Origin of the sequence: Luteibacter sp. 3190 (assembly GCF_031456385.1) — a bacterium.
Classification (GTDB): domain Bacteria; phylum Pseudomonadota; class Gammaproteobacteria; order Xanthomonadales; family Rhodanobacteraceae; genus Luteibacter.
In genome coordinates this window covers 135,260-159,947 of record NZ_JAVDUO010000003.1, presented here as the reverse complement: position 1 = coordinate 159,947, position 24,688 = coordinate 135,260, and the positions used below count along the sequence as shown (strand labels likewise).

Here is a 24,688-nt window from a genome sequence, read left to right as displayed (position 1 = left end):
TGAAGCAACAGGATAGCGATGCAGGGACGCAAGAGGCTTGCTATCTTGCGCGAGAGACGTCTAGTCAAACAACTTTCAACCGAAACATGCTAACGAGGCGCAACAATCATGCAGGCCACGCTCGACCGCACCGATCTACGCATCCTCGCCACCCTCCAGGCACAGGGCCGTATCACCAACGCCGAACTGGCGGCGGAGGTGAACCTGTCGCCCTCGGCCTGCCTTCGCCGGGTGCAGCGGCTGGAGTCCGACGGCGTGATCGCGGGGTACGGCGCCCGGCTGGAACCGCGTGCCCTCGGCCTTGGGCTGCAAGCGTTCGTCCGGGTGCAGCTCTCCCGGCACGAGTCCGAGGCCATCGACTCCTTCACCGAGCGCGTCGCGGAATGGGACGAGGTCGTCTCCTGCTACGCCCTCACGGGCGACATGGACTACCTGCTTCAGGTCTACGTCGCCGACCTCGACGGATTCTCGCGCTTCCTGCTCGATCGCCTGCTCAACGCTGCCGGCGTCGCGGACGTCAACACGAGCTTCGTCCTGAGGACGGTCAAGGCCTCCACGGCCTTGCCGCTGGGTGGCGCCCGATCGTGATTTCTTGCAAGCCTGTGTCTTCTAACGATAAAGAAACATTCCCCTAGCGGCAGGGCGCGCCCGTCGCTAATCTTGTGCGCTCGATGGAAGCCGCTACCGCCAACCCGACGCCTCGCGACCGCCTGCGCCCCTTGCGCTATGTGTGGCGGGTACCCTTGCTGCTGCTCCATATCGTCTTCGGCATCCTGGTCTGCGCGTTCATCCTCAGCTGGGCCGGCGGCGTCATGAAGAACGGTCGCGAGCCCCTGGCCCATCGCACGATCCGCATGTGGTCCACGATGCTGTTGCGGGTGTTCGGCTTCCGCAGCCTGCGGTTCGGCAAACCGCTTCCCGACCCGGTCCTCTTCGTCGCCAACCACACCTCGTGGCTGGACATCGAGCTGCTTCATTCGCAGCGCGCGGCGTGCTTCGTCGCCAAGGCCGAGATCGCCCGCTGGCCGCTGGTCGGCTGGATGGCGGCGCGTGGCGGCACGATCTTCCATCGTCGCGGCAACAACCATTCGCTCGCCTCCGTGATGGCCGCCATGGTCGAACGCCTGCGCGAAGGCCGTTCGGTGGCCGTGTTCCCCGAAGGCGGCACCGGTCACAACGGCGTGCTGCGCGTTTTCCATGCCCGCATCTTCCAGGCGGCGCTCGACGCCGAGGTGCCCGTCCAGCCCGTCGCGCTGCGCTTCGCCCGGCAGGGGCGGCGCGTGATCGACGCCGGGTTCCGCGATGGCGAGAGTTTCATGGCGAACTTCGTTCGCCTGCTCGGCGAGCCGCCGCTGGACGTGGAAGTGCACTTCCTCGAGCCGGTGCCGGTATCGCCGGACGGTCGCCGCCGCATGGCGGAGGCCTCGCGCGAACGCATCGCGCAGGCCCTGGATACCGACACGCCGGCATGAGCCTGCCGAAGGGTTCCGACTTCAACCCGCCGTGGCCGCTGCGCAGCGGCCACATCCAGACCATGCTTTCCTCCAGCGGCATCCGTCGCAAACTGCTGCCCCGGCGCGCGCATCGCGTGCAGGAAGACGCGCAGGAAGTGCTTGTGGACGTCGGCCACGGCGACCGGTTGAGCGGACGCTACACGGCGCAGCGAACGGGCCGCGAGTCGCGCGGCCTCGCGATCCTCTTCCATGGGTGGGAAGGCAGCGTCGATTCCACCTACGTGTTGCAGACCGGCAGCCGCCTGCTCGAAGAAGGCTGGGACATCTTCCGGCTCAATTTCCGCGACCATGGCGACAGCCACGGCCTCAACGAAGCGCTGTTCCACTCGTGCCGCATCGACGAGGTGGTGGTGGCGCTGGGCGAGATCGCCAGCATGTTCCCGGCGCGCGTCATCGGCGTCGCCGGTTTCTCGCTCGGCGGCAACTTCGCGCTGCGCGCGGGGATGCTCGCGCCGGCCAAGGGCGTCCCGATCGACTACGTGCTCGCCGTCTGCCCGATCATCGATCCCAGCGAAGGCCTGTTCTCGCTCGAAAGCGAAGCGCCGTGGTTCTACCAGGCGTACTTCATGCAGAAGTGGCGGCGCTCCCTGCGCATGAAGCAGCAGGCGTTTCCGCAGCAGACGTATTTCGAACTCGACGAGCTCCGCCAGAACATGCGCGACCTCACGCGTTCGCTCGTGCTGCGGCATACCGACTTCGGGTCGCTTGAGGCGTACCTCGAAGGGTATTCCGTGGCGGGAGACCGCCTGATGGACCTGCACCTGCCCGCCACGATCCTCACCTCGCGCGACGATCCCGTCATCCCGGTGGCCGCGTTCGACCAGCTTCGCCTGCCGCCGAACGTCGAGCTCGACATCGCCCCGTATGGCGGGCACTGCGGCTTCATCCGCGACTACGGCATGACCAGCTTCACCGACGACTACATCGCGGCGCGGTTCGACGCCATCGCGCGCTGACGAGCGGCCGTGCGGTAACACTGCAACGGCTACACATGGTCCATGTTGCAGTAGGGTCTGAACCAGCAAGGAGATTCCCATGCGACTCAAGAGCGACAGCATCGAGCACGGCAAGCCCATCCCCGCGAAGCACGCCTTCATGGAGCTCGGCGAGCCGGTGAAACCGGCCGGCAACGTTACGCCGCACCTGGCGTGGACCGAAGTCCCCGCCACCGCGAAATCGTTCGCCATCGCCGTGATCGATACCGACGTTCCCTCGAAGCCGGACGACGTGAACGTGGAGGGCCGGGAAGTGCGCCGCGACCTGCCGCGCGTGGAGTTCGTCCACTGGCTGATGGCCAACATTCCGCTCGAGTGCCGGGAGCTGGGCGAGGGCGCCTGCGGCGAAGGCATCGTGCCGCGCGGCAAGGGTAACGGGAAGATCAAGGACGACCTGGTCGGCCCGCCCGGCTCGGTGCAGGGCATCAACAGCTACACGGCCTGGTTCAAGGGCGATCCGGACATGGAAGGCCATTACCACGGGTACGACGGCCCGTGCCCGCCCTGGAACGACACCATCCCGCACCACTACCACTTCCACGTCTACGCGCTCGACGTCCCGAGCGTCGAGCTCGAGAACGGCTTCTCGCTCGAGGAGTTCCGCGACGTGATCAAGGGGCACGTGGTCGACGAGGCGGTGATCACCGGCACCTACTCGCTGAACCCGAAGGTCAAGGCCTGACCGGCGCGCTGCGAGACTGAACGCCCATTGAGCGCCGCGTCGCGGCTTCACGCGGCATGCGCGGGGCGCGGGACTAAATGGTTCCGCGCCATCCAAGGAGACCCCGACCATGCTGCACTACGCCCTCGTGTTCCTCGTCATCGCGATCATCGCCGCCGTCTTCGGCTTCGGCGGTATCGCGGGTACGGCGGCCGGCATCGCGAAGATCCTGTTCGTGATCTTCCTGATCCTGGCGATCATCTCGTTCTTCCGCGGCAGGAGCGTATAGCTTCGGTCTTGCCGTAAACGCACCACCGGGCGGCTCCGGGAGTTCCTCCCGGCGTCGCCGGGCCATGACCCCGGCGTCACTTCCCATCGCCTAACGTGTCCGACCCCAGCACCTCGGAGATAAAGCTTATGAACAAGCCCGCCGACCATGTCGCCAACGCCGCGACCGCCGCCGCGAACACCGTTTCGGCCGCCGAGCGCATCGACGCACGCGCCGAGCGAGTGAAGCAGGCCACGTCCGAGGCCGTCGACCGTACCAAGGACGCGGTCGACCGCGCCGCGGACAAGGTCGAGAGCACGTTGCACACCGCCACGGACAAGGCGGCTCATGGCGCGACCCGCGCCGCCGAGCGTGCCGAGGAAGCCAAGCTTCGCGGCAAGGAGGCCTACGGCGAGGCGGTGGACACCGCCAACGATTGGCTCGACACCGCGCGCGAGTACGTTCGCGAGAAGCCGGTGCAGTCGATCGCGCTCGCGCTTGCCGCCGGCTGGCTCGCAGGCCGTATCCTGCGCAACTGATCCATCCTTCCCAAGGGGCTAGAGCATGCTTGACGACGGTCCCTCGGGGCAGCACGGCGGCGGTGGGCCCATGCCGGGTGACGCGCCAAAGGCGTTGCCGCCGCCGGCGGCACCGTCGTGGCTGGACGACCTCAAGTCGCTGGGCGCCGGGTTGAAGCATCTGTTCGGCGCGCAGCTGAAGCTCGCGTCGGCGGAACTCGGGCTGGCGAAGAGCGGCATCGTCATGATGCTGTTCATGGGGCTGGCCGCCATCGTGTTCGCCGTGGCACTCGGCTTCACGCTGCTCGCGCTCGCCGGATGGGGGCTCGCCCAGTGGTTCGGATCGTGGGCCTGGGCGTTGACCGCACTCGCCGGACTGCAACTGGTCCTTCTGATCGTGGCGATCCTCGTCTTCCGCCGGGCCATGCACTGGCTTACGCTCCCTGCCACGCGCGCCGAGTTCGCCATCCTGGCGAGGGAAGCCGCGAAGCAGGGCAAGGCGGAAAGCGAACGGACAGGGGACTAACGTGGGTATCTTCAGGAGCATCGCCAACGTCACCGAAGCCCGGGCCCGCGTCGTCGCGGCGCGCGAGGAAACGGTGCGCCCCGCCGCGGCGCTTATCGCCCGCGGTTACGAACATCCGCTGACCGTGGTCGGTGTCGCCGCCGGTGCCGGCTTCCTGCTTAGCAACGTCAAGCTCAACCCGCTCGCCGTTCCCGGCGTCAGCGGGATCGTCGCGGGTGGCGCGGCCGATCTCATCGCGCGTGGGCTGTCGATCGCGGCGGGCAGCTTCCTCGGCGACCTGGCCGGTTCGGCGACCGACGTGGCCGAGCCCGTGCCGTGAGCGAGTTCCCTAGTCCGCTACCCACACCCCTGCCTTCGACGGCGGCGCCTGGCGTCGCCGTTTCCACACTGGGTACGCGTTCCCGCCGCGTCGCGCGGAGCAGCCGAAGCACGCGACGCATCTCGCGCCACCTGAAAGCCATCCGGATCTCGCTCACGGGCATGATCCTGCTGGCGCTGCTCTACACGGTCGCCATCGGCAAGGGCATCCTCGTTCCCCTCGTGCTCGCCGCTTTCATCGGCCTCGCGCTCAACCCCATCGTGGCCTCCGCGGCGCGCGTCCACGTGCCACGCTGGCTCGCCGCGGTGGTCGTGATGCTGATGCTGGGGACCGGCCTCGTCTCGGGCGTCGCCACGCTCTCCGAGCCCGCGCTCAACTGGTTCCACCAGGCGCCGACCGCGATGCGCGCGTTCGCGCCGAAGATCAAGCCGATGACGCAACAGATCGAGGCCGCCAGCCGCGCGACACAGAACCTCGTCGGTGGCACCGTCGCGCGCAACGCGCCGCAGACGGCGAACGGCTTCGCGTTCACGGCATGGGACATCGTCGCTGGCGCGCCGAAGGTCCTCGCCAGCGTGCTGACCGTGGCGCTGCTGGTCTTCTTCTTCCTGGTCTACGGCGACGAGATCCTCCGGCGCGCGGTCGAGATATCGCCGACGTTCTCGTACAAGCGGCACACCGTCAGCATCGTCCGCAACATCCAGACGGAGGTGTCGAGCTACCTGCTGCTCACCGCGGCGATCAACGTGACATTGGGCCTGGTCACCGCCGGCATGCTGTATCTCTACGACGTGCCGGATCCCCTGCTCTGGGGCACCGTCGCGACGGTGGCGAACTTCATCCCCTACGTCGGCGCGATCACCACCACCACGGTGCTTGCCGTGGTCGGCGCGCTGCACTTCCAGGAACTCGGCCCCGCCTTGCTGCCGGCGGCGACGTTCGCCGGTATCACGGCGATCGAAGGCAACCTCATCACCCCGATGCTGCAGGGGCGGCGATCGCGCCTGAGTCCCGTCGCGATCCTCCTGTGGCTCTTGATCTGGGGCTGGCTATGGGGCATCCCCGGCGCCCTGCTCGCCGTGCCGATGCTGACCTGCGTGAAGCTGATCACCGCGAAACTCCGCGGCTGGCAGTGGTTCGCGCACATCATTTCCCGCTGATCCGACCACTGTGGGAGCGGACCCGGCCGCGACAGCCTTTCGCGGCTGTCTTCATGTCTTGCGCGCGAGGCTGCAAACCGCCGCGAAAAGCTGTCGCGGCCAGGTCCGCTCCTACTGCGGCGGCTTTGTTACCAGGGCAACCTGACGCGGTCGCGGAAGAACTCGCCCGTGGTCGATTCGCGGTCGGGCAGCAGTGCCGCCCAGACGACGCCTTCGGCGCTTTCGGTGACCGGGCGGCCACCGCCCCCACCGAGGCGGGTCGCCGTCCAGCCCGGGCAGACCGCGTTGACCACGATGCCGCTGCCCATGAGTTCGCGCGCGAGCACCTGCGTATACGCGTTGAGCGCCGCCTTGGACACGCGGTACGCGGGACTGTTCTCGCCACACATCGCGCGCGCCGCGCATTCGCTCGACACGTTGACGATGCGTCCGTAGTTGTGCCGCTTCATCAGCGGCAACGCCGCGGACGAGAGGCTCCACGCGCCAATGAGGTTCACGTCCATGGCGCCGCGGATCGCGTCGACGTCGGCCTTCGACGGCTTGCCGGTCGGATCGTAGAAACCACCCGCGTTGTTGACGAGGATGTCGAGCCGGCCGAAGCGTCCTTCGATGTGCGCGATCGCGTCATCGATCTGCCGCTGTTTGGTGACGTCCAGGCGGATCGCGTGCGCGTCGCCACCCGTGTCGCGGATGGCCCGCGCGAGCGCTTCGCCCTTGGCCGGCTCGCGCATACCCATGAACACCGTGACGCCGAGTGCCGCGAGTTGCCGCGATACTTCGAGGCCGATGCCGCGGTTGGCGCCGCTGACCAGCGCGACGCGCTGGCCGAGCGGCGGTTCCACCGCGAGGGTGGTCTGGCGCTTCGCCTGCACGGGCAGGCGGTGGACCTTCGCGGAACTCATGGCACCTTCGCGACCTCGTTACAGGCGTTGTCGCCACAGGCCTGCCAGCCGCCGCCGAGCGCCTTGTACAGCTGCACGGCACGGATGTTGATGCCCGCCTCGGCTTCGGCCAGCTGGTCTTCGGCCGAGAGCTGCGTGCGCTCGGCGTCGAGCAGCTCGAGGTAGTCGGTGCGGCCCGCGTCGTAGCGCAGCTTCGCCAGCTCCGCGGCGCGACGGCTTTCCTTCGCCTGCACGATCAGCTTCTCGACCCGTTCGCGCTGACGATTGAAACCCACCAGCGAGTTGTCGACGTCCTCGAGCGCAGTGAGCACCGTGCGGTCGTACGCGGCGCGCGCTTCATCCGCGCGGGCCTCGGCGCCCTTCACACCGGAACGAACGCGCTGCACGTTGAGGCCGGACCACGAAATGCTCGGGGCGATCGACCACGCGCGCGAGTCCGCGCCACCGAAGTCGTTGCTGCGGCCGGCGAGGAAACCGATGAAACCGCCCAGTGAGATGTGCGGGAAGTAATCGGCCTTCGCCACGCCGATGCGCGCGTTCGCGGCGGCGAGTTCGCGTTCGGCGATGCGGATGTCCGGACGGCGCTGCAGCACCTCGTCCGCGCCGCCGATGGCGAGCGTGGTGTCGATCGGTTTGAACGTCGCCGCCGAAAGGTCGACGTCGAGCTCGCCCGGGCGCTCGCCGAGCAGCACCGCGATGCGGAACTGATCGGCGCTGGCCTGCGTCTCGAGCACGGGGAGCTGGGCTTCCACGGCGGCGAGGCGTGCCTTCGCGCTGGCGAGATCCTGCTCGGCGCCCGTGCCGAGTTCGACGCGGGCGGTGATCACCTTCAGCGAATCGCGCTGGTTCTCGATGTCGCGCTTCGCGACGTCGATGCGCAGCTGCGTGCCGCGCAGGTCGAAGTAGTTGCGCGCCACTTCGGCGAACAGCGTGACCTGCGCATCCTGCAGCGACGCCTCGCCCGCGCCGGCATCGGCGCGCGCGGCCTCGACCGAGCGGCGGATGCCGCCGAAGAGGTCGAGCTCCCACGATGCGTCGAACCCGGCCTGGTAAGCCGTGATCGTCTGGCGCTGGTCGCTGAAGCCCGGCTGCTGCTGCCGGCTGCGCTGGTACGAGACGCCGGTCTCGATATCCGGGATCTGCTGCGACTTCGCCGTGCCGAGCGCCGCGCGCGCCTGGTCGAGGCGGGCGAGGGCGATCTTCAGGTCCGGCGCGTTCTTCGCCGCGCGCACGATGAGCGTGTCGAGCGTCGGGTCGCCGAACTGCTTCCACCACTGTGCCTGGAAGTCGCCCGTCGACTGCGCGGCGGGATCCACACCCTGCAGGGTCACCGGCTTCTGCTCCGGTGCGTGGTAGTCCGGCCCCACGCTCGCGCAACCGGCGAGCACGAGGGCGGCGAACAGGGCGGTACTGCGGAACATCGTTTTCATGGATCAGGACTCCCGGGCCGCGTGTTCGAGGAGACGGCGCTCGCGGCGCGCCGCGCGGCGTGCCTGCGAACGCTCGTTCCACGCGCGGATCAGCACGTAGAAGAGCGGGGTGAAGATGAGGCCGAAGAACGTCACGCCGAGCATGCCGGCGAACACCGCCACGCCCATCGCGTGACGCATCTCCGCACCCGCACCGTGCGAGGTCACCAGCGGCACGACGCCCATGATGAACGCGAAGGACGTCATCAGGATCGGGCGCAGTCGCAGGCGAGCGGCTTCCAGCACCGCGTCCACGCGGTTCATGCCTTCGATTTCCGCCTCACGCGCGAACTCCACGATCAGGATCGCGTTCTTGCAGGCGAGACCCACGAGCACGATCAGGCCGATCTGGGTGAAGATGTTGTTGTCGCCACCCGTGACGATCACACCGGCGATCGCGGACAGCAGCACCATCGGCACGATCAGGATCACCGCCAGCGGCAGGCTCAGGCTCTCGTAAAGCGACGCGAGCACGAGGAACACGAGCAGCACCGAGAGCGGGAAGACGAGCACCGCGGTGTTGCCGGCGAGGATCTGCTGGTAGGTCAGCTCGGTCCACTCGTACGTCATGCCGTTGGGCAGGTTTTCCTTGACCAGCTTCTCCATCGCCGCCTGCGCCTGGCCGGTGCTGTAGCCCGGTGCCGCGCCGCCGTTGATTTCCGCGGTCGGGAAGCTGTTGTAGTGCTGCACGCGATCCGGGCCGTTGGTCTGGCGCACGGTGAGGAACGAACCGAGCGGCACGAGGTCACCCGCGGCGTTGCGCGTCTTCAGGCCGACGATGTCCGACGGCTCGTGGCGGAACGACGGCTCCGCGGACACGTTCACCTGGTAGGTGCGGCCGAAGCGGTTGAAGTCGTTCACGTAGAGCGAGCCGAGATAGGCCTGCATCGTCTGGAACACGTCGCCCAGGTCGATACCTTCGGACTTCGCCTTCTCGCGATCCACGTCGGCGTCGAACTGCGGCACGCTCACCTGGTAGCTGGTGAACAGGTGCGCGAGTTCCGGCGTCTTCTGGCTCGCCGCGATGATGCCCTGCGTCTGCTTGAACAGCTCCTCGAAGCCGAGGTCGCCGCGGTCCTCGATCTGCATGCGGAAACCGCCGATCGTGCCGAGGCCGTTGACCGGCGGGGGCGGGAAGATCGCGATGTACGCATCCTGGATCCCGGCGAACTGCGCATTGAGGCGTGCCGCGATGGCGTCGGCCGAGAGGTCGGCCGAACGGCGTTCCTCGAACGGCTTGAGCGTCACGAACGCGATGCCCGAGTTCGTGCTGTTCGTGAAGCCGTTGATCGACAGGCCGGGGAACTGCACGGCGCTTTCGGCGCCGGGGTCCTTCATCGCGATCTCGCCCATCTTGCGGATCACCGCCTCGGTACGGTCGAGCGACGCGGCGTCCGGCAGCTGCGCGAAGGCCACGAGGTACTGCTTGTCCTGCGGGGGCACGAAGCCGGTCGGCGTCTTCATGAAGCCGAACACGCCCAGCGCGACGAGACCCGCGTAGAGCATCAGCACCACCGCCGAGAAGCGGAGGATCTTCTTCACGCCACCGACGTAGCCGTTCGCCGCGCGTTCGAACGTGCGGTTGAAGGGCCGGAACAGCCAGCCGAGGCCGCGGTCCATCCACACGGTGAGCTTGTCCTTCGGCTCGTCGCGACCCTTGAGCAGGATCGCCGCGAGCGCCGGGCTCAGCGTCAGCGAATTGAACGCGGAGATCACCGTCGAGATGGCGATGGTCAGCGCGAACTGGCGATAGAACTGGCCGGTCAGGCCGCTGATGAAGGCCGCCGGGACGAACACCGCGCACAGCACGAGGGCGGTGGCGACGATCGGGCCGGTCACCTCGGTCATCGCCTGGCGCGTGGCCATCTTGGGATCGAGCCCGTGCTCGATGTGTCGTTCCACGTTCTCGACGACCACGATCGCGTCGTCGACGACGATGCCGATCGCCAGCACCAGGCCGAACAGCGACAGCGCGTTGAGCGAGAAGCCCGCGAGGTACATCACGGCGAACGTGCCGATCAGCGAGACGGGCACCGCGACGAGCGGAATGATCGAGGCGCGCCAGGTCTGCAGGAACAGGATCACCACGAGCACGACCAGCACGATCGCCTCGAACAGCGTGTGCACCACGGCTTCGATCGAGCCGCGCACGAACACGGTCGGATCGTAGACGATGGAGTAGTCGACGCCCTGCGGGAAGTCCTTCTTCAGCTCCGCCATCTCCTTGCGCACCTCGTCCGAGATCGCGATCGCGTTCGAACCGGGGCGCTGGAAGATGGGAATGGCCACCGCTTCCTTGTTGTTGAGCAGGCTGCGCAGCGCGTAGTTGTTGGAGCCGAGCTCCACCCGGGCCACGTCGCGCAGGTGCGTGACCGAACCGGAGGCGTCGCTGCGCACGATGATGTTGAGGAAGTCGTCCTCGGTCACCAGGCGGCCGCGCGTGTTGATGTTGACCTGGAACGCGTTGCTGCTCGGACCGGGAGGCGCGTTCAGCGAGCCCGCGGCGACCTCGATGTTCTGCTCGCGGATCGCCTTCACCACGTCACCGGTGGTGAGGTTGCGGATGGCGAGCTTTTCCGGGTTCATCCAGATGCGCATGCTGTACTCGCCGGCACCGAACAGCTGGACGTCGCCCACGCCGTCGAGACGGGCGAGCTGGTCCTTGATGCGCGTGCGGGCGTAGTTCGACAGGTAGAGCATGTCGTAGCGGCTGTCCGGCGACGTGAGATGCACGACCATGGTCAGGTCGGGCGAGCTCTTGGTCGTCGTGACGCCGAGGCGCTGCACTTCCTCGGGCAGACGCGGCAGCGCCTGCGACACACGGTTCTGCGTCTGCACCTGCGCGTTGTCGAGGTCGGTGCCGAGCGCGAACGTGACGGTGAGCGTCATCGTGCCGTCGCTGGTCGACTGCGACGAGGTGTACAGCATGCCTTCCACGCCGTTGATCTGCTCTTCGAGCGGGGTGGCGACCGTCTCCGCGATCACCTTCGGGTTCGCACCCGGGTAGCTGGCCTTCACCACGACGGTCGGCGGGACGACCTCCGGGTATTCGCTGATCGGCAGCTTGAACACGGCGATACCGCCCGCGATCAGGAACAGCACCGACAGCACGCCCGCGAGGATCGGGCGTTCGACGAAGAATTGGGCGATTTTCATGGGTGGATCAGTCCTGGTTCTGCGCCACGGCGTCGACACCGGCAGGACGCGACGCGACGTTGCGCGCGTTGTCCGGCACCAGCGATGCCATCGCGACACGCTTCGCGTTCACTTCCACGCCCGGGCGGACGCGCTGCAGGCCGTTGACGACCACGACGTCGTCGGCGGTCAGGCCGGAGTCCACGACGCGGAGACCGTCCACCAGCGCGCCGGTGGAGACGCGGCGGTACTCGACCTTCTTGTCCTTGCCGAGCACGTAGACGAACTTGTTGCCGAGGTCGGTGCCGACCGCCTTGTCGTCGATCAGCGCGCGCGGCTGGCTGTTGCCGCTACGCAGTTCGACGCGCGCGAAGAGGCCCGGGGTGTAGGCGCCGTCGGCGTTCGGGAACACCGCGCGAAGGCGGATCGTGCCGGCGCCCGCACGCACCTGGTTGTCGATGAAGTCGATCTTGCCGATGTGCGGATAGCCTTCCTCGTCGGCCAGGCCCATCTCCACGTCCGGCGCGCGGCCGTTCTGGCGGCGGAGGCGGTCCAGCTTGAGGAAGGTCTGCTCGTCGACGTCGAAGTACACGTACATCGGGTCGACGGTGACCACGCTGGTCAGCGTGTCGCTGGGCGTCACGAGGTTGCCGGCGGTGATCTGCGCATTGCTGACCTTGCCGTCGACCGGCGCGCGGACTTCGGTGAACGAGAGATTGAGGCGGGCGTTGTCGAGCGCGGCCTGCACCGAGGCGACCTGCGCCTTCGCGCTGGCGGCGGCGGTGTCGAGGCGGTCGGCCTCCTCGCGCGAGACGGCGTGCTGCTCGATCAGCTTGGCCCCACGGGCGGCATTCGCATCGGCGTTCTTCGCTTCGGCCTTCGCCTGGGCGAGATTGGCGGCGAGGCGATCGACTTCCGCGCGGTAGGGGCGCGGGTCGATCGTGAACAGCAGGTCGCCCTTCTTCACCGCCGCGCCCTCGCGGAAGTGCACGGAGTCGATGTAACCGTTGACGCGCGGACGGATCTGGATCGTGTCCACCGCCTGGATGCGCCCGGTGAACGCGTTGGCGTCGGAAACCGGGCGGAGCAGGACCTGCGCCACCGTCACTTCCGGCGCCGGCGGTGCCGCAGCGGGCTCCGCGGCGCGGCTGGCGGTGCTACCGGCGCTGAGCCAGATCGCCGAGACCACGGCGACCGCCAGGGCGGACGAACCGAACAGGATTTTCTTCTTCATGGGGAGGTCCTGGAGCTTCGAAAGAAAGGGGTGTGACGGACAGCGGGGGCGGAGCCTACGACCTCAAGCGCGCTCGAGGTCAAGACGGTCCGTCGCAGGTGGCGAAATCTAGGTCTTGACCGTCAAGCGAAAAATGGGTCTACAATCACCTCGCCTTTGACGCTCAGTCATGAATCAATCGATGGAGTCGGCGATGGAAGACTTTTCCGCTATCAGCGTTTTCGTCCGCGTGGTCGAGGCCAAGAGCTTCTCGGCGGCCGCCCAGCACCTGCAGATGACGCCTTCCGGGGTGAGTCGCGCCATTTCCCGCCTCGAGGAAAGTCTCGGCGCGAGGCTGTTCTTCCGATCGACGCGTTCGCTGCGTTTGACCGACGATGGCTCCGCGTTCTACGCACGTTGCAAGGAGATCCTTGCCGACCTGACGGAGGCCACGGAGGCGCTCGGCTACGCGAAGACGAAGCCGGCGGGCAAGCTGCGCGTGGCGGCCTCCTCGGCCGTCGGACGCGCCGCGATCATCCCGAACCTCGCCGAATTCGAGAGCCGTTATCCCGATATCCGCCTCGAACTGACCATGTGCGATTTCCCGTTCGATCTGAACGAGGAAGGCTTCGATTGCGCGATCCGCATGGGCGAACTGGCGGATTCCAGCCTCATCGCCCGCAAGATCGGGCACTTCAGCAACGTGCTCTGCGCCGCGCCCTCGTATCTGGCGCGGCACGGCCGGCCGGTGTCGATCGACGACCTGAAGCGGCACAAGACGGTCAACTTCGTCCATCCCAGCACCGGCAAGCCGTACCAGTGGCAGTTCGACTCGCCCGGTGGCCGCGTCTCGGTGGACGTCGACGCGAACATGCTGATCAACGACGGCGAATCGGTGATCCAGGCCGCGATCGCGGGCCTCGGCGTCATCCAGGCCCCGCATTGCCTCGCCGCCACGGCGCTGGAGAAGGGCCTGCTCGAAATCATCATGACGGACACGATTTCCACCGGTTCCAACCTGTGGATCGTCTACCCGCAGAAGCGCCACCTCTCGGCCCGGGTGCAGGCCTTCATCGAGTGGACCAGCGAACTGTTCACCCGTACCAGCGAGCCCAAGTGCAAGCTGGTCGAGCAGCAGCAGGCCGAGCTGGCCCGGCTGCGCGCGAACCCGCCGACGATGGAGATCGCGGCCGTCGCCTGATCCCCGATATGGCGCCTTCATGAAACTTCATCGCGGTTTCAGGCACTTCAGACGCCGTCACGGTTGACTCGGGGCTCCACCAACGGAGCCCCGGACCATGCATCGCATCACGCGTCACCTCTGCTTTCTCACCCTGATTCTTGTGTCGTCCACCGCCGCGGCGGGCCGTTACGAGCCACCTCGGGCGGCGTCCGACGGCTGGGCCGTGGCGGACGCCGGCACGCTCGGCTGGAACACCGCCACGCTCGCCACCCTCGACGACAAGGTCGCCGACGGCACCTATAAGAAGATCACCAGCCTGGTCGTCGCCGACCACGGTCGACTGGTGTTCGAGCGCTACTTCAACGGCGGTTCGCCCGAACTGCTCAACGACGTGCGCTCGGCCACCAAGAGCGTCACGGCGATGCTCGTCGGCGCGGCGATCCAGCGCGGCGCCATCCGCGACGTGAAGGCGCCGGTCTACGCCTTCTTCCCGGAGGTGCGGCTCGCGCATCCCGATCCGCGGAAGGCCACCATCACCCTCGAAGACCTGCTCACGATGAGCTCGATCTGGGAATGCGACGACGAGAATCCGTTCTCGTCCGGTAACGAGGAGCGGATGTACGTCACCGAGCGGTGGCTCGACTTCGCGCTCGACCTCCCGATCCGCGGCTATGCGCCATGGGTGACGCGTCCGAAGGACTCGCCGCACGGCCGCACGTTCTCCTATTGCACGGCCGGCAGCTTCGTCGCGGGCGCCGTGGTGGAGCGCGCCACGAAGCAGCCGCTGGCCGCGTTCGCCCACGACGTGCTGGAGGCCCCGCTCGGCATCACGGCGGTGCGCTGGAACACGTCGAGCGAAGGCATCGGCATGGGCGGTGGCGGCACGCGTTACCGGTCGCGCGACCTGGCGAAGCTGGGCCAGCTCGCCGTCGACGGAGGACGCTGGCAGGGCAGGCCGGTGCTGCCCGCCGCGTGGATCGACGCGATGCTCACCGTCCGCGCGCAGGCGCGGGACGATGCGGATTACGGCTACCAGTGGTGGCAGTTCCGCTTTCCGGTGCACGGCGTGGAAACGAAGGTCTGGGCCATGAGCGGCAACGGGGGCAACTACGTCTTCGTCCTGCCCGAGCGCGGACTGGTCGCCGTCGTCACGAGCCAGGCCTACAACCAGGGTTTCGCGCATCCGCAGTCGCAGGGGATATTCCGGGACATCGTGCTCGCCGCGTTGCCGCGGTAGGGCCTAGCTTAGTGCGACCCCAGCTCCGGCGGGCACCAGGGCGCCTCCCGCACCCGCTGCCGCTCGGCGGCGACGCGGCGTGCGATGGCATCCACGACGTCGTTGAACGCGGGTGCCCGGCGCAACGAGGCGAACAGGGGCGACACGCGCAGGTAAGCGGCGTCGCGCCAGCCTCTCTCGACCGCGTCGGACAGCGCCGCGAGCGCGCCCCCGGTGTCGTCCGCCGCTTCGAGCAACAGCGCTAGCTCCAGCCGGCTCGCGGGCCAGGGATCGTCGTGCAGGGCCGTGCGCAACCCGGCGATGCGTTCGCGCAGCCACGTCGGATCGACCGGGGCCTCGCCATGCAATGCCGCGAGCGTGGCAGGGAGGGACGCGTCGGGCCGCAACGCTTTCGCTTCGGCGAACGCGTGCGCGGCCCCGGCGCGGTCGCCACGCGACAGCGCGAGTTCGCCGTCGAGCTGGGCGAGTTCGGCGCGCGCCGTGCCACGGGCGCGGGACTCGGCGACCGCCGTGCGCGCGTCGTCGAGGCGTCCCTGCGCGAACAGGAACGCGGGCCAGGCGATGTTGCCGAAGACGTTGTCCGGCGAAAGGTCGAACACGTGGCGGTAATGGGTTTCCGCCTGCGCGGTGAACCCGAGTAGCTCGTATTCGCGAGCCACCTGCACCTCGCGGAAGCGCACGCGCGCCGGATCGCCGCGCATGTCGAGGTTCGCGCGCAGCGCGTCCGCGAGGCGGCCCTGCTCCTGGTACAGATAGGCCGCCGACGCGCGGCTCGCGTCGTCCTCCGGATCGAGCCGGACGGCACGCTCGTAGCCGCCGATCGCGCCGGCGATGTCGCCGAGGCAATCGCGCGCGTAGCCCAGGGCCGACCACGCGTTGCCGCTGTCGGCCCGGACCGAGACGGCGCGCGACGCCAGCTTCAGCCCCTCGCGGGCCTCGTCGGCACTCGCGTTGTAAAGGCATGTACGGGCGGAACGGGCGCGACTGGCGCCTGCGAGCGCGTCGACATCGTCCGGCGCGTCGCGTAACGCGCGCTCGTACAGGGCGAGCGCGCGTTCGTTGTTCTCCCGCTGGCCCATCGCCGCGTACCAGCGCGCACGATCGAGCACGTCGCGCTGCGCGCTCGCGGGGGGCTTGCGGTCGTGCGAGAGGAACGCCAGGGCGACGCCTCCGACCGCGAGCACGCCGACGGCGGCGACGGCGGGCCAGAGGAAGCGGCGATGCGCTCCACCATTCGTCAGCGGCACGGGCGGGGCGCCCAGCTGGTAACCGCGCCCGCGCACCGTGCGCACGTAACGCGGCTGTCTGGCGTCGTCACCCAGCGCCTGGCGCAGCAAGCGCACGCGCTGCGTGACGGTCTCCTCGTTCACCACGGCCGGCGCCCAGACCTCGGCCATCAGTTCGTCGAAGCCGACGACGCGGTCCGCATGCTCCAGCAGGCAGGCGAGCAGCCGGAAGCTGAGCCCCGTCACGTCGAGCCACCGGCCATCGCGCTCGACCCGCTGGCGCGCGAGGTCGATCGTCAGGTCCAGCAGCCGGTAACGGGTGCTTTCCACGGAAGCGGGTCAGCCTCCGGCGGGAAGGAGCAGCAGCAGCGCGATGCCAAGTGCGATGCGGTAGACCGCGAACGCGGTGAAACGATGCGAGCGGATATAGCCGAGCAGCCACTTCACCGCCACGAACGCGACGATGGTCGAGACGACGAAAGCCACGCCGAGACCGGTCCAGTCCTCGCCCGCCGCGCCGCCGTGCGTGAACGTCTTCAGCAGCTCGTAGCCGGTGGCGGCGTACATGGTGGGGATGCCGACGAGGAAGGCGAATTCCGTGGCGGCGGCGCGATTGTTGGTACCCGCGAGCATTGCGATGAAGATCGTCGCGGCGGAGCGCGACGTGCCGGGAAAGACGCCGGCCACGATCTGCGCGAGGCCGACCAGGATCGCCACCTTCCACGTGATGGCGGCGCGCTCGGGGCGGTTTTCCGCAAGCTTCTCCGCCAGCATCATCCAGATGCCGCCGGCGATGAGGGCCCACGCGATGGGCGTCACGGTCTCGGGAAGCTTGAAGCCCAGCTTCGCGACGACCAGACCGAGCACGGCGGTGATCACGAACGCCACCGAGAGCTTCATCAGATAATCGCGCGTCTCGGGACGCCGCCAGTTGACGACGAAGCTCCACAGCGTGCGCCAGTAGATGAAGGTCACGGCGAGGATCGCGCCGGCCTGGATCGCAATGTTGAAGAGGTCGGAGCGCGCACCGAGCCAGCGTTCGGCGATGAGCAGGTGGCCCGTGCTGGAGATGGGGAGGAACTCGGTGATCCCCTCGACGATGCCGAGGAGGATGGCGCTGAGCAGATCGTTCACGTGGCGGGGATTCCAGTGGGGGACGACGGCATAGCTTAGCCGCTGCGCGCCCCGCACCGTCACGCGGCGCCCACGCGGGGCGCTGATATCGTCCCGATACGTGACGGAGGGCGCATCTCGCCCGTCCGGTTCGCAAGAACTTTCCATACGGACCTGCCATGGCGTTTCTCCTCCATTCGCCGGGCCGCCGACGCCGTGACCTGCGCGTCGCCGTCGTCGTCGCGGCGCTCTTGCTCGGTGCGTGCGCACCGCCGGTGCGGCCCCCGGCTTTCGTTCCGCGCGACGAGGTGCCCATCGCGGGCCTCCCCGGCGGCAAGGCGGGGTGGCCGCCCGCCGAATGGTGGCGGAGCTACTCCGACGCACAGCTCGACCGGATCGTCGATGTCGCTATGCGCGGCTCGCCGAACATGGAGCAGGCCGAGGCGCGCTATCGCGCGGCCTTGCGCGCGGTGGACACGGCGCGCGCGGAGCTGAATCCGCAGGTACGCGGTCTTCTGACCGGCAGCCACGGCTACAGCGACGTCGACGTGCGCGGTGAAGCGCCGGGCGCGGCGGGCAACGCGCAGGGCTTCCAGCTCAATCCGGGCAACAGCTGGAGCAACAGCGGCGTCGCCGGCGCGCTGGCGACGTGGGACCTCGACCTGTGGGGCCGGCAGAAGGACGCCGTCGCCGCGGCGGTGGGCCAGGCGCGCGCCGCGGAAGCCGAACGCGCCTCCGCCGCCGCGTCCCTGCAGTACAACGTGGTGAACACCTATTTCGACTGGCAGGCGCAGGAGGCGCGTCTCGCCGTCGCCAGGCACGCCGCCGAAAGCGCCACGCAGTATCGCGAGCTGGTCGCGCTGCGCGTGCGTGGTGGCCTCGACGACCCGACGGCGCTCGATCAGGCCGATGGCCGCGAAGCGCAGCTACGTCTTTCGGTGGCGCGGCTCGAAGGCGCGGCCGAGCTCGATCTCGTCCAGCTCGCCGCGCTCGCGGGCGTCTCGCCGAAGGAACTGGGCACGCTCGTGCCGTCGCCCCTTCCGGTCGCGGACACGAGCCTGCCCGCCGACGCGCGTCTCGGCCTGCTGGCGCGTCGACCCGACATCGCCGCCGCGCGCTGGCAGATCGAGGCCTCCGCGAAGAACATCGACCAGGCGCGCAAGGCGTACTACCCCAACGTCAGCCTTACCGGGCTGGGCGCATTCCTGCGCACGTATCCCGACCTCGGCTCCGGCACGCGGACGGATCTCACGCTTGGCAACATCGGCGCGTCCGTGCAGCTGCCGATCTTCAGCGGCGGGCGTCTTCGTGCGCAGTACGAAGGCGCGCAGGCGCAGCTCGACACCGCCGTGGCCCAGTACGACGCCGCCGTCGTGCAGGCGGCCGGCGAGGTCGCGCAGGGCGTCGCCACGCTGACCACGCTGGCGGCGCAGCGCACGCAGGTGGACCGTCAGTACGATGCCAGCGCCGCGCAGAAGGCCAAGGCGGCGGACCGCCGTTCGAAAGGCCTCATCGACGACCGTACCTGGCTCGACGCGGACATGCAGCTCGACCAGCAACGCGACGCGCGCCTGCAGCTCGCCAGCCAGACGCTCTCGGCCAATCTGTCCCTCATCCATGCGCTCGGCGGCGGTTACCGCGCCGACGACCTGCCCGATCTTCCGGCCGCGGACGCCGGCAAGGACTCCACCCGATGACTCCCGAAAACGAAGGCCCGCGCGACGCCAACGACGACACCCTGCCGCCGCAGCCGTACAAGTACCGCTACAAGTACCTGCACAAGTACGGGGACGCCTCGCCGCGTGGCGAGCGCGACGACGACACGGATGACGAGAAGAACGACGGGAAGGGCGAGGACGAGAATGCCGGGAAGGATGGCGAGCAGGGCAAGGAAGACAAGAAGGAAGATGGCAAGAAGGACGACGACAAGAAGGAAGACCCGAAGGCGAAGCGGAAGAAGGTCATCGTCCTGTCGGTGATCGCGGCCGTCTTCATCCTTGCCGGCCTCACGTGGCTCCTGCTGTACATCTTCGTCTTCTCGCAACGCGAAACCACCGACGACGCCTACGTGAAGGGCGACATGGTGACGATCTCCTCGCGTGTCGCGGGAACCGTCGTCGAAGTGGCGGTGGAGGAAACCGACCGCGTTCACGCCGGGCAGGTGTTGATCCGGCTGGATCCGGTCGACGCACGCGTGAGCCTGATGAACGCCGAAGGCCAGCTAGCGCAGGCCGTGCGCGAGGCGCAGGCGCGGATGCAGCAGGCCAACCAGGCCGACGCCGCGATTCCCCAGCGCCGCGCCCAGTACGAACAGGCACGCGACGAGTACAACCGGCGTCATCCGCTGCTCGAGCGCCGCGCCGTCTCGGCCGAGGAAGTCGACACGGGACGGCGCCAGATGCAGCAGGCGCTCGCGGCATTGCAGGCCGCGGAGCGCGAGGCGGCGGCCGCGCATGCGCAGGTCGACGGCACCACCGTGGAGGATTACCCGGCCGTGATCCAGGCACGCGCGCAGTTCCGCAACGCGTGGGTGAACAACGGGCGCAACGCGATCGTCTCGCCGATCGAAGGCTACGCGGCGCGGCGCCAGGTGCAGGTGGGCCAGCGCATCCAGCCCGGGCAGGACCTGCTCACGGTCGTGCCGCTGCAGGATTTGTGGGTGGACGCGAACTTCAAGGAAACGCAGCTCGAGCACATCCGCATCGGCCAGCCGGTGAAGATCAGCACCGACATGTACTCCGACGTGGAGTACCACGGCAAGGTCGTCGGCCTCAACGCGGGCACGGGCAGCGCGTTCTCGCTGCTGCCGGCCGAGAACGCGACGGGCAACTGGATCAAGGTCGTGCAGCGCCTGCCGGTGCGCATCGCGCTCGACGCCGAAGACCTGCGCCGCCATCCGCTTCGCGTCGGCCTGTCGACCGACGTCAACGTCGATACCCACGATCGCGATGGCAAGGTGCTGGCCGAGACGCCGCGCACAAAGCCGCTGGCGGTGACCAACGTCTACGAGCGCGAGATGGGCGAGGCCGACCAGCGCGCGGAGGAAATCATCAAGGCCAACACCGTCGACGCCACACCGAAGCCGTTACCGGCCCGACGCGGCGCCTGACCGATGGCGGAGGCGAAGCAGGCACCGGCGAAGCCGCCGCTGAAGGGCGGCGCGCTCGCGTTGCTCACGGCAGGCGTCGCGCTCGCGACGTTCATGGAGGTGCTCGACATCTCCATCGTCAACGTCTCGGTGCGCACCATCGCCGGCAACCTCGGCGTGAGCAGCAACGAAGGCACCATGGCGATCAGCGCCTATTCGATGGCGAGCGCCGTGATGCAGCCCCTGACCGGCTGGATCGCGAAGCGCTTCGGCGAAGTGCGCACGTTCACGATTTCCGTGCTGCTCTTCGTCGTGTTCTCGGCCATGTGCGGGCTCGCGCAGAGCATGCCGATGCTGATCGTGTTCCGTCTCTGCCAGGGGGCGGTGTCGGGTCCGATGGTGCCGCTGTCGCAGACCCTGCTGCTCAACAACTACCCGGTGGCCAAGCGACCCATCGCGCTGGCGCTTTGGGCGATGACGGTGGTCGTCGCGCCCGTGTTCGGCCCGATCCTGGGCGGGTGGATCACGGACAACTACCACTGGTCGTGGATCTTCTTCATCAACATACCGGTCGGCATCTTCGCGCTCGTGATCACGTACGCGCTGCTGCGCGATCGCGAGTCGAAGACGGCGAAGATGCCCATCGACGCGGTGGGTCTGTTCCTGCTGGCGGTTGGCGTGGGCTGCCTGCAGTTCATGCTCGACAACGGCAACGACGACGACTGGTTCTCCTCGACCAACATCGTCATCCTCGCGATCGTGGCCGTCGTCTGCCTGACCTTCCTCATCGCCTGGGAGCTGATGCACAAGCACCCGGTGGTCGAACTGCGCCTACTCACCAAGCGCAACTTCCTCGTCGGTGTCCTGTGCCTCTCGCTCGGCATGTTCGCGTTCTTCGGTGGCACGGTGGTGATGCCGATGTGGGTGCAGGAGGTCCTGGGATACACCGCCACATGGGCCGGTTTCGTCGTGGCGCCGATCGGCGTGCTCGCGATCATCATGTCGCCACTCGTCGGCGCCTTCCAGAATCGGTTCGACCTGCGCGTGCTCAACACCGTGGGCTTCGCGATCTTCGCGGGGGCGTCGTTCTACATGGCGAACCTGAGCACGAACGCGCCATACAGCGAGCTGGCCATACCGCGCATGTGCATGGGCGCGGGTGTCGCGCTGTTCTTCGTGCCCGTGAACCAGATCATCCTCGCGGGCCTGCGCGACGATCAGGTCGCGAGCGCGTCGGGCCTGTCCAACTTCTTCCGTACGCTCGCGGGCAGCATCGCCACCGCCGTGAGTACCACCATGTACTCGCATCGCACGACGTATCACCACGCCGTGCTGTCCGAGAACGTGACGGAAGGCGGGCGCGCCACGACCGAATACCTCGACCGGCTGCAGACCTTCGGTGCGCAGGGGCCGACCGCCAACGCCGCGCTGAACCGCATCGTCGACATGCAGGCGGCGACCCTCGCGGTGAACGACGTATTCTGGGTCTTCGGGCTGATGTTCGGCATCGCGATGATCGCGGTGTGGTTCGCCAAACCACCCTTCGCGCCGGGCGGCACGGGCGGCCACTGAACAGGGACCGGTGCAAGCACCCATCGCCGATACGATCGGCTCCCTCCCAAGCGGGGCCGCTGTGGTGGGAGCCGATCGCATCGGCGATCCCGCGGCAGCGGGCAGGGTGTCGGTGTAGCCGCTCAGCCATTCCTTGCCCGGAAACGCCAGCGTCTCGAGCCCGATCTGTCGCGTGATGAAGCGCGCGATGTAACGGTAGGGTAGATCGGGTGCGCTACGTCACAGGGACGGTCCGCTCCTGCTCCGCTGCATCTGCTGGGACAGGTACTCGGACCGCACCAACGCCTGCTGCTGATCGTACCGCGCGATCTGCGCGACGGCCTGCTCGGGCTCCGGCGGCGCCTTTTTCAGGTCGACGGTAACGGGCAATGAGAGAGGGCCATTGCCGAGGAAGCCCATCGTCAGGTTCCGCTCGTCCAGGTGACAGATGCTCAGGTTGTCGGCCGTGATCCGGCTGGTGTGGCAGGCGGCGGTGAACTGCACGAGTCGGTCCTCCGAAGCGTAGGGAACTCGGCGACCCAGCTCGCTGTACAAGCCATGGTAGGCACTCTCTGGATTACGGGGATCGTTGAGATCCCGGCCGGGCTCGGCTCGCGCTTCGCGCTCTCCGAAGGAGGCAAGCGAGCGTGCGTCATAGGAAGCCTGATGTTCCATATGTGGTTGACGCACCGGCGCCCGCCACTCGATCGATCGAGTTTCTTCGCCAATAGCCTGAGGGGCATCCGGCTTCGATTGCTCCTCTGCACGAAAACTCTCGTATTTACCATGGGCTTCGGCCCATGATTTGCTGTCGCCAATCGAATGCCGTGCATTCTGCGTATCCTTCACGCTGAAGGCAGGTTCCTCCGGACGGTGGGCGTGACCGAGCCGCCTACCGGGGTTCGAGCCGTCAGGAATGTGCGCCGCATAATGCCTGGCGCGGGAATCCGTCATGCCAAGGTTGTTCAGATCACCTCTCTGAAGCATCGGCTGATCCACGCAGGGCGGGGTTACTGTAGGCGCTTGGCTTGCGTCGACCTGACCTGCCGAAAAGCCCAGGTTCCAGGTCGCCCCGGAGTCTCGTAGCGACGGAACCGAATCTTGCTGCAGGGTTTGGTAAGGAGACAGGGCATCGGACCGTTGGTTAATTCCCGGATAGACGGTATGAGGCTCCCCGATCGAACGCGTCTCCTCGCGCACGAGTTCACGAATCGCCGCGAACGTGGCCGGGCCCGCGACCCCGTCCGCCGCAAGCCGATGGTCACGCTGGAACGCCTGCAGAGCTGCTCTGGTCGTCGGGCCGAAATCACCATCTGGGTTCAATGGGCGGCCGCGCGAATCGGTGTAGTGCAGCCGCGCCAGACCATCCTGTAGGTCGCGAACATCGGTACCCGTCATGCCTTGCCTTAGCGATCGCGTTACCGCCCGTTGCCTGGGGACTTCTCCGGATCGAACTTGCAGCATGCGATGAACCTCGCCGTCGCGAGTTAAGTGCAGGTCGACAGAGCTATCTGGACTGAGCTCTCGGGTTATCTCGTTTCTGTGGATTTCCGACCATGAACCATTGAGAAAGGCGACGCCACGTCCGTCGGCGTTCCACTGAACAATTTCAGCGCCCGAGGTGTAGAAACCAGATGTCGCCTTTCGGCCAGCCTCTGGCTGGGGAAAGCCATGCTTATAGGGAATTCCCTGATCGATGGAATCTAGAAAGGCCTTCGCACGCTTGGGCTCGAGGAAGAGGTTCCTGATGGCAGCGTGGTGAATGGGAACGTCCGCGTCTTCATGTCTCGCAACGTCTGAAGGCGCCATAAGAGGATCGTCGAGCACCGATGACCAAGCAGCACTGAGCGGATTAGACGGGCTGGATTCACGGAGGCCTATGAACAGGTCGCCCGCCCTGAGAGCGGCATCTCGACCCGATCGCATTGCTTCCGAGAAATGCTCGGTGTATGAGAACACGTCCTCGAAGTCGTGGAGCGTTCGCGGGTGATCGCCACCATCGGCCATACGATCGAGCAGCTGGTTCGTCTTGACCCGATTTTGGTTGTATCCCTTTGCGACGACTACAGCCAGTCTAACCTTGTCGTTCAGAGAAGCCTGTTCAAAAGCGGGAGTAGCTTCAAGCCGTCGAAGCGGCCCGTCAACCAAACCGTCAACCTCGGCTCTATCGCTCTGATGCACCAGATCTCGACCCGCGTCTGAACGAAGGAACCGATCAATCTTGTCTCTTGTCGCTACATTTATAGGTCGTCCATTCTCTTCCCGGACCTGCCTACCCGTTCTAGCGAAATCGATCTCCGCTTGAGCTCTCTCATCATCCGCCAGCACATCCGCGGGCGAATACGCTCGTGCCCACGCCTGATGTGCGTCAAGCAAATGAGCCACGTGACTTCGTCCTGCTTGGCCGAGATCCTTTTGTAACGTGCCGTACGATAGCCCGCTGTTTTCGACCGGAAACATGCGTCCATTCTCGTCGAAATACCCCGCGAAGGAGAGCTTGTATGCCTTGTCCCTACCAGCAAAACTTCCCTCCGAGCTGACGCCCACCGCAAAGTACGCGATTGCCCTCAGCTCATTCTTTCCTAATTCCGCGCGTCCCTTATTCATTCT

At 67.3% G+C, this 24,688-nt stretch carries 21 protein-coding genes; 14 read left to right on the top strand and 7 right to left on the bottom strand.

Annotated features, from left to right (window positions below):
- Positions 1-108 precede the first annotated feature (108 nt).
- The 9 genes from J2X58_RS13625 to J2X58_RS13585 all read left to right on the top strand — a co-directional run bounded on the left by J2X58_RS13625 (position 109) and on the right by J2X58_RS13585 (position 5,961).
- A complete protein-coding gene (locus J2X58_RS13625) occupies positions 109-588 on the top strand; it encodes an Lrp/AsnC family transcriptional regulator (RefSeq protein WP_090174973.1) in 480 nt (159 codons plus the stop codon).
- Between the two features lie 83 nt (positions 589-671).
- On the top strand, positions 672-1,472 hold the full coding sequence (locus J2X58_RS13620; protein ID WP_090058226.1) for a lysophospholipid acyltransferase family protein: 801 nt from the start codon (positions 672-674) through the stop codon (positions 1,470-1,472).
- Entirely contained in the window at positions 1,469-2,470 is a 1,002-nt protein-coding gene (locus tag J2X58_RS13615; protein ID WP_090058228.1) for an alpha/beta fold hydrolase, read from the top strand. Before J2X58_RS13620 ends, J2X58_RS13615 begins: the two co-directional genes overlap by 4 nt.
- Before the next feature lie 79 nt (positions 2,471-2,549).
- Positions 2,550-3,191, top strand: a complete 642-nt coding sequence (locus J2X58_RS13610; protein ID WP_090058231.1) for a YbhB/YbcL family Raf kinase inhibitor-like protein — start codon at positions 2,550-2,552, stop codon at positions 3,189-3,191.
- 109 nt (positions 3,192-3,300) lie between these two features.
- Positions 3,301-3,459: a DUF1328 domain-containing protein gene (locus J2X58_RS13605; protein ID WP_046965775.1), complete on the top strand. Its 159-nt coding sequence runs from the start codon at positions 3,301-3,303 to the stop codon at positions 3,457-3,459.
- 128 nt (positions 3,460-3,587) lie between these two features.
- Positions 3,588-3,977 (top strand): DUF883 family protein, encoded by a 390-nt coding sequence (locus tag J2X58_RS13600; RefSeq protein WP_139206129.1) that lies wholly within the window; start codon positions 3,588-3,590, stop codon positions 3,975-3,977.
- Positions 3,978-4,002: 25 nt separating this feature from the next.
- Positions 4,003-4,482, top strand: a complete 480-nt coding sequence (locus tag J2X58_RS13595; RefSeq protein WP_254779415.1) for a phage holin family protein — start codon at positions 4,003-4,005, stop codon at positions 4,480-4,482.
- Position 4,483: 1 nt separating this feature from the next.
- Positions 4,484-4,801: a hypothetical protein gene (locus J2X58_RS13590; protein WP_310048828.1), complete on the top strand. Its 318-nt coding sequence runs from the start codon at positions 4,484-4,486 to the stop codon at positions 4,799-4,801.
- Positions 4,798-5,961, top strand: a complete 1,164-nt coding sequence (locus tag J2X58_RS13585) for an AI-2E family transporter (protein WP_310048827.1) — start codon at positions 4,798-4,800, stop codon at positions 5,959-5,961. The genes J2X58_RS13590 and J2X58_RS13585 overlap by 4 nt, the downstream gene beginning before the upstream one ends.
- A 128-nt stretch (positions 5,962-6,089) precedes the next feature.
- Here the strand turns inward: J2X58_RS13585 and J2X58_RS13580 are convergent, their stop codons facing one another.
- The 4 genes from J2X58_RS13580 to J2X58_RS13565 are packed head-to-tail and all read right to left on the bottom strand — an operon-like array spanning position 6,090 to position 12,701.
- Entirely contained in the window at positions 6,090-6,863 is a 774-nt protein-coding gene (locus tag J2X58_RS13580; RefSeq protein ID WP_310048826.1) for an SDR family NAD(P)-dependent oxidoreductase, read from the bottom strand.
- On the bottom strand, positions 6,860-8,293 hold the full coding sequence (locus J2X58_RS13575; RefSeq protein ID WP_310048824.1) for a TolC family protein: 1,434 nt from the start codon (positions 8,291-8,293) through the stop codon (positions 6,860-6,862). The genes J2X58_RS13580 and J2X58_RS13575 overlap by 4 nt, the downstream gene beginning before the upstream one ends.
- Before the next feature lie 3 nt (positions 8,294-8,296).
- A complete protein-coding gene (locus J2X58_RS13570) occupies positions 8,297-11,488 on the bottom strand; it encodes an efflux RND transporter permease subunit (protein WP_310048823.1) in 3,192 nt (1,063 codons plus the stop codon).
- Positions 11,489-11,495: 7 nt separating this feature from the next.
- Positions 11,496-12,701: an efflux RND transporter periplasmic adaptor subunit gene (locus J2X58_RS13565; RefSeq protein WP_310048821.1), complete on the bottom strand. Its 1,206-nt coding sequence runs from the start codon at positions 12,699-12,701 to the stop codon at positions 11,496-11,498.
- Between the two features lie 193 nt (positions 12,702-12,894).
- On the opposite strand from J2X58_RS13565, the gene J2X58_RS13560 reads away from it, so the two are divergent.
- Both J2X58_RS13560 and J2X58_RS13555 read left to right on the top strand, forming a co-directional pair.
- Positions 12,895-13,881 carry a LysR family transcriptional regulator gene (locus tag J2X58_RS13560; protein WP_310048819.1) on the top strand — a complete coding sequence of 329 codons (987 nt, stop codon included), beginning with the start codon at positions 12,895-12,897 and terminating at the stop codon, positions 13,879-13,881.
- A 97-nt stretch (positions 13,882-13,978) separates the two neighbouring features.
- The gene (locus tag J2X58_RS13555) at positions 13,979-15,100 is read left to right on the top strand and encodes a serine hydrolase (protein ID WP_310048817.1); all 1,122 of its coding nucleotides are present in this window, start codon (positions 13,979-13,981) and stop codon (positions 15,098-15,100) included.
- 8 nt (positions 15,101-15,108) lie between these two features.
- Here J2X58_RS13555 and J2X58_RS13550 read toward each other — a convergent pair whose 3' ends face one another.
- Both J2X58_RS13550 and J2X58_RS13545 read right to left on the bottom strand, forming a co-directional pair.
- Entirely contained in the window at positions 15,109-16,656 is a 1,548-nt protein-coding gene (locus tag J2X58_RS13550) for a winged helix-turn-helix domain-containing protein (RefSeq protein WP_310048815.1), read from the bottom strand.
- A 9-nt stretch (positions 16,657-16,665) separates the two neighbouring features.
- The gene (locus J2X58_RS13545) at positions 16,666-17,460 is read right to left on the bottom strand and encodes an undecaprenyl-diphosphate phosphatase (RefSeq protein ID WP_217642670.1); all 795 of its coding nucleotides are present in this window, start codon (positions 17,458-17,460) and stop codon (positions 16,666-16,668) included.
- 158 nt (positions 17,461-17,618) lie between these two features.
- Here J2X58_RS13545 and J2X58_RS13540 point away from each other — a divergent pair, with 158 nt between their 5' ends.
- The 3 genes from J2X58_RS13540 to J2X58_RS13530 are packed head-to-tail and all read left to right on the top strand — an operon-like array spanning position 17,619 to position 22,099.
- Positions 17,619-19,136 carry an efflux transporter outer membrane subunit gene (locus J2X58_RS13540; RefSeq protein ID WP_310048814.1) on the top strand — a complete coding sequence of 506 codons (1,518 nt, stop codon included), beginning with the start codon at positions 17,619-17,621 and terminating at the stop codon, positions 19,134-19,136.
- Positions 19,133-20,548, top strand: a complete 1,416-nt coding sequence (locus J2X58_RS13535) for an efflux RND transporter periplasmic adaptor subunit (protein ID WP_310048813.1) — start codon at positions 19,133-19,135, stop codon at positions 20,546-20,548. The genes J2X58_RS13540 and J2X58_RS13535 overlap by 4 nt, the downstream gene beginning before the upstream one ends.
- Before the next feature lie 3 nt (positions 20,549-20,551).
- Complete coding sequence (locus J2X58_RS13530) at positions 20,552-22,099, top strand: DHA2 family efflux MFS transporter permease subunit (RefSeq protein WP_310048811.1); 1,548 nt, start codon at positions 20,552-20,554, stop codon at positions 22,097-22,099.
- A 219-nt stretch (positions 22,100-22,318) separates the two neighbouring features.
- Here the strand turns inward: J2X58_RS13530 and J2X58_RS13525 are convergent, their stop codons facing one another.
- Entirely contained in the window at positions 22,319-24,685 is a 2,367-nt protein-coding gene (locus J2X58_RS13525; protein WP_310048810.1) for a peptidoglycan-binding domain-containing protein, read from the bottom strand.
- Between the last annotated feature and the right edge of the window lie 3 nt (positions 24,686-24,688).